This window comes from Streptomyces sp. SID5910 (assembly GCF_009862125.1).
In the GTDB taxonomy this organism is placed as follows: domain Bacteria; phylum Actinomycetota; class Actinomycetes; order Streptomycetales; family Streptomycetaceae; genus Streptomyces.
Genome location: NZ_WWHX01000467.1, coordinates 1 through 4,929, shown reverse-complemented (window position 1 = coordinate 4,929; position 4,929 = coordinate 1). Strand labels below are relative to the sequence as shown.

The window sequence follows — 4,929 nt, the reverse complement described above, 5'->3', positions numbered from 1 at the left end:
TGACGACGAGGGTGACGACGTACGGGGTGGCGGAGACGACCTGGTTCGGGACCTCGTTGGTGCCCGCGTACCAGGCGAAGACCAGCGCGCCCACGACGAACGTGATCGCGGCCTTGACGTACTTCTTGCGGACCACCAGCCAGATGGCGCCGGCGGCCAGCAGGAGCGCGCCGAGCAGCAGCAGGGCGTGCACGTTGGCGGAGCCGCCGCGCAGGTTGAGGCTGTCGGTGTAGCCGAAGAGACCGGCGCCGATGGCGAGGCCGCCCGGCATCCAGTTGCCGAAGATCATCGCCGCGAGGCCGATGTAGCCGCGGCCGCTGGTCTGGCCCTCCAGGTAGAAGGGGTTGGCCACGATGGAGAGGAAGACACCGCCGAGGCCGGCCAGTCCGCCGGAGATGATCACGGCGAGGTACTTGTACTTGTAGACGTTGACGCCGAGGGACTCGGCGGCGACCGGGTTCTCGCCGCAGGAGCGCAGGCGCAGGCCGAACGGGGTGCGCCACAGGATCCACCAGGTGGCGGGGATCAGGGCGACGGCGATCAGGGTCAGCCACGAGACGTTGGTGACCAGGCCGCCGAGCAGGCCGGCGAGGTCCGAGATGAGGAACCAGCCCTTGTCGTTGAGGGTCTGGAGTCCGTCGGACAGGCCGGGCACGGTGAAGTGGCCGAGGGAGTCGACCGGCGGGGACTGCTTGGCCGAGCCGCCCTGGTGGCCCTCGAAGGCGAGCGGGGCCAGGTAGCGGGTGGCGCCGAGCGCGAGGATGTTGATGGCCACACCGGAGACGATGTGGTTGACGTTGAAGGTGACGGTGACGATGGCGTGCAGCAGGCCGCCGATCGCGCCGCCGACGATGCCGACGAGGACGCCGGTCCACGGGCCCCACTGGAAGCCGGCCCAGGCGCCGAACCAGGTGCCGAGGATCATCATGCCTTCGAGGCCGATGTTGACGACGCCCGCGCGCTCGGCCCACAGACCGCCGAGGCCGGCGAGCCCGATGGGCACGGCGAGCTGGAGCGCGGTGGACATCTGGCTGACGTTGGTGATGCCGTCGGCGCCGGTGATGATGCGGACGAGCGAGGTCAGCGCCAGGGCTCCGGCGATGACCAGGAGCAGCACCGGCCACGACATGCGGCGGCCGGTCGGCGCCGCGGGCTGCAGCGTGGGCTGGTTGAGGTCGGTCGCGGTGGTCATCGGCCAGCCACCTCCTTCTTGGTGTTGTCGGTGGCGCCGAGGACGTGACCGGCGGCCAGCTCCGCGCCGACCCGGCGCTGCTGGCGGCGCAGGCCCCACTCACGGACGGCCTCGTAGGAGACGACGACGGAGAGGACGATCAGGCCCTGCATGATGACCGCGATCTCCTTGTCGTAGCCGTGGAAGTCCAGCTCGGGCGAGGCCTTGTCGAGCCAGGCCCACAGCAGGGCGGCGAAGGCGATGCCGACCGGGCTGTTGCGGCCGAGCAGGGCGATGCCGATGCCGAGGAAGCCGATGCCGGTGGGGAAGTTGAGGCTGTAGGTGTGGGTGTCGCCGAGCAGGATCGGCAGGCCCGCGAGACCGGCGAGGCCGCCGGAGATGAGCATCGCGGTGAGCACCATGCGCTTGGGGTCGACACCGCTGGCCGCGGCGGCGGACTCGGAGGCGCCCGAGGCGCGCAGGTCGAAGCCGAAGCGGGTGCGGTTGAGGACGATCCAGTAGCCGATGCCGAGCAGGACGGCGAGGATCACCAGGCCGTAGATCTCGCCGGCCGCGCCCATGTCGAGGCCGGGGATCCAGCCGGACTCGTGCATCTCGCCGGTGGTGTTGTTGTTGCCGATCTTGACGCCGAAGACGTCCGGCAGCCAGAGGTAGCCGATGACGGCGGTGGCGATGGCGTTGAGCATGATCGTCGCGACGACCTCGCTGACACCGCGGGTGATCTTGAGGACACCGGCGATGCCGGACCAGAAGGCACCGGTGAGCACGGCGGTCAGGAGCAGCAGCGGGATCTGGAGGGCGGCCGGCAGGTCCGCGTGGGCGCCGACGATCGCGGCCATCATGGCGGCGAGCTGGTACTGGCCGTCGACGCCGATGTTGAACAGGTTCATCCGGAAGCCGATGGCCACCGCGAGGGCCGCGATGTAGTACATCGACGCCTGGTTGACGATCAGGACCTGGATGTCCGAGAACCCGGCCTGCTCGAACATCAGGGCGAACGGCTCGATCGGGTTCTTGCCCGAGGCGATCAGGACGATCGCACTGAGCACGAAGGCCACGGCGAGCGCGATGACCGGTCCGGCCACCGCGAGGAGCACGCGCTCCCTGTCGAACTTCTTCATCAGCGGGCCTCGTCTTCCGGAGACTCGGGAGACTTGCGGATCTCGGGGGTCTCTTCGTGTTCCAGGTGGCCGGAGGCGGCACCGGTCATCGCCGAGCCGAGCTCCTCGGGGGTGATGGTGGCCGGGTCGGCGTCCGCGACCAGCTTGCCGTCGTAGATCACCCGCAGGGTGTCGGACAGCCCGATCAGCTCGTCCAGGTCGGCGGAGATCAGCAGCACGGCCAGGCCCTCGCGGCGGGCCTCGCGGATGTGGTCCCAGATCGCGGCCTGCGCGCCGACGTCCACACCGCGGGTGGGGTGGGCGGCGATCAGGAAGCGCGGCTTGTGGCTCATCTCGCGGCCGACGATCAGCTTCTGCTGGTTGCCGCCGGACAGGGAGGCCGCGGTGACGTCGATGCCGGGGGTGCGGACGTCGTACGCCTCGACGATGCGGCGCGTGTCCTCCTGCGCGGCCTTCGGGTCCAGCCAGACGCCCTTGGCGTTGGGCTTCTCGGTGACGTGGCCGAGGATGCGGTTCTCCCAGAGGGGGGCCTCCAGGAGCAGGCCGTGCCGGTGGCGGTCCTCGGGGATGTAGCCGACGCCCTGCTCGCGGCGCTTGCGGGTGGGCTGGGAGGTGATGTCCTCGTCGAGGAAGCGGATGGCGCCGGAGTCGGCGTGCTTGAGGCCGATCAGCGCGTCGACCAGCTCGGTCTGGCCGTTGCCCTCGACGCCGGCGATGCCGAGGACCTCGCCGGCGTGGATGGTGAAGGAGATGTCGTCCAGCAGGGCCTTGCCGCCCGGGGCCTCCAGGCGCAGCGTGTCGACGGTGAGGACCGGGCGGTCGGTGACCGTCGACTCGGCCGTCTCCGGGGTGGGCAGCTCGCTGCCGACCATCAGCTCGGCGAGCTGGCGCGGGGTGGTCTCGGCGGGCACGGCCGTGCCGACGGTGGTGCCGCGGCGGATGACGGTGATGTCGTCCGCGACGGAGAGGACCTCGCCCAGCTTGTGGGAGATGAAGATGACGGACAGGCCCTCGGCCTTCAGCTCGCGCAGGTTGTCGAAGAGGGCGTCCACCTCCTGCGGCACCAGGACGGCGGTGGGCTCGTCCAGGATGAGCGTGGTCGCGCCGCGGTAGAGGACCTTGAGGATCTCCACGCGCTGGCGGGCGGCGACGCCGAGCTCCTCGACCAGGACGTCGGGGCGCACGCCGAGGCCGTAGCGCTCGGAGATCTCCTTGATCTTGCGGCGGGCCTTGCCGCCGATGCCGTAGAGCTTCTCGCTGCCGAGGACCACGTTCTCGAGGACCGTGAGGTTGTCGGCGAGCATGAAGTGCTGGTGGACCATGCCGATGCCGCGGACGATGGCGTCGGCGGGCGACGAGAAGGAGACCTGCTCGCCGTCGATCGCGATGGTGCCCTCGTCCGGCTTTTGCATGCCGTAGAGGATCTTCATCAGCGTCGACTTGCCGGCGCCGTTCTCGCCGACGAGGGCGTGGACGGTGCCCTTGCGGACGGTCAGGTGGATGTCGTGGTTGGCCACGACACCGGGGAAGCGCTTGGTGATCCCGGCGAGTTCGACGGCGGTCACCGATTCGTTGACCGCCGCTCCGGCCGGAGGGCTGCTGGACGCGTTGATGGCGCACTCTCCTGGGGACGGGGGTCGTCTACGCGCGTAGCGCCCCTACGGCATCTGAAGCGGCGTCGGCACATCGACACGACGGGGTACGGGGAAGACCTGGAGGTGTCCTCCCCGTACCCCGCCGAGCGGCGCAACCCCGCGGTTACACGCTGTTCGAGGTGGTGCTCAGCTCAGTTCAGCTGCTCTTGACCTTGATCTCGCCGCTGACGATCTTCTCCTTGGCCGTCTTGATGGCTGCCTGGAGCTCGGCGTTGTCTGCGAACTTCGGGTTGGAGACCGACAGGCCGACCTCGCCGGACTTCAGATCGCCCTTGACGATACCGGTCGCGGGCTTGCCGTCCTTGACCGACTTCGCCAGGTTGTACACAGCCTTGGCGACGTCCTTGGTGGCCGAAGTCAGGATCGAGTCCTTGTACTTGGCGAGGGCTTCCTGCTTGTACTGGTCGGAGTCGACACCGATCGCCCAGACCTTGTGGGCCGCGGCGGCCTCGATGACGCCCTGGCCGGACAGACCGGCGGCGGCGTACACGACGTCGGCCTTCTTCTCGATCTGGCCCTCGGCGGCGGTCTTGCCCTTGTCGGGGCTGGAGAAGCCGCCCTCCTCCGCGGTCTGCGTGAGGTACTGCGAGATGACCTTGACCTTCGGGTTGGTGTCGGTGACACCCTGCTCGAAGCCGGCCTGGAACTTGTGGATCAGCGGGACGTCCACGCCGCCCACGAAGCCGACCGTGTTGGTCTTGGTGCTCTTGGCGGCGGCGACACCGGCGAGGTAGGAGGCCTCCTCCTCGTTGAAGACCAGGTCCGCCACGTTCTTCGTGTTGATCGTGGCGTCGTCCACGATGCCGAAGGTGGTGTCCGGGTACTTCTCGGCGGCGTTCTTCATCGCGGAGGCGTACGCGTAGCCGACGCCGATGACCGGGTTGTAGCCCTGCTTCGCCAGCGACGCGAGGCGCTGCTCCTTGTCGGCGTCGGTCTCGCCCTCGGTGGGCTCGATGTCGGC

The 4,929-nt window shown here is 69.2% G+C and carries 4 protein-coding genes; all 4 read right to left on the bottom strand.

What is annotated here, in order from left to right:
* On the bottom strand, positions 1-1,192 hold a 1,192-nt coding region (locus GTW67_RS16340; protein ID WP_161165550.1), incomplete at its 3' end, for an ABC transporter permease.
* Positions 1,189-2,313, bottom strand: coding sequence for an ABC transporter permease (locus GTW67_RS16335; RefSeq protein ID WP_161165549.1), 1,125 nt, complete (start codon positions 2,311-2,313; stop codon positions 1,189-1,191). The genes GTW67_RS16335 and GTW67_RS16340, both read right to left, overlap by 4 nt.
* The gene (locus tag GTW67_RS16330) at positions 2,313-3,878 is read right to left on the bottom strand and encodes an ATP-binding cassette domain-containing protein (RefSeq protein WP_161165548.1); all 1,566 of its coding nucleotides are present in this window, start codon (positions 3,876-3,878) and stop codon (positions 2,313-2,315) included. Before GTW67_RS16330 ends, GTW67_RS16335 begins: the two co-directional genes overlap by 1 nt.
* 226 nt (positions 3,879-4,104) lie before the next feature.
* On the bottom strand, positions 4,105-4,929 hold an 825-nt coding region (locus GTW67_RS16325), incomplete at its 5' end, for a BMP family lipoprotein (protein ID WP_161165547.1).

Excerpts from the sequence above, each read along its gene's own strand:
- GTW67_RS16335 (WP_161165549.1), bottom strand. The coding sequence starts at position 2,313 with ATGAAGAAGTTCGACAGGGAGCGCGTGCTCCTCGCGGTGGCCGGACCG.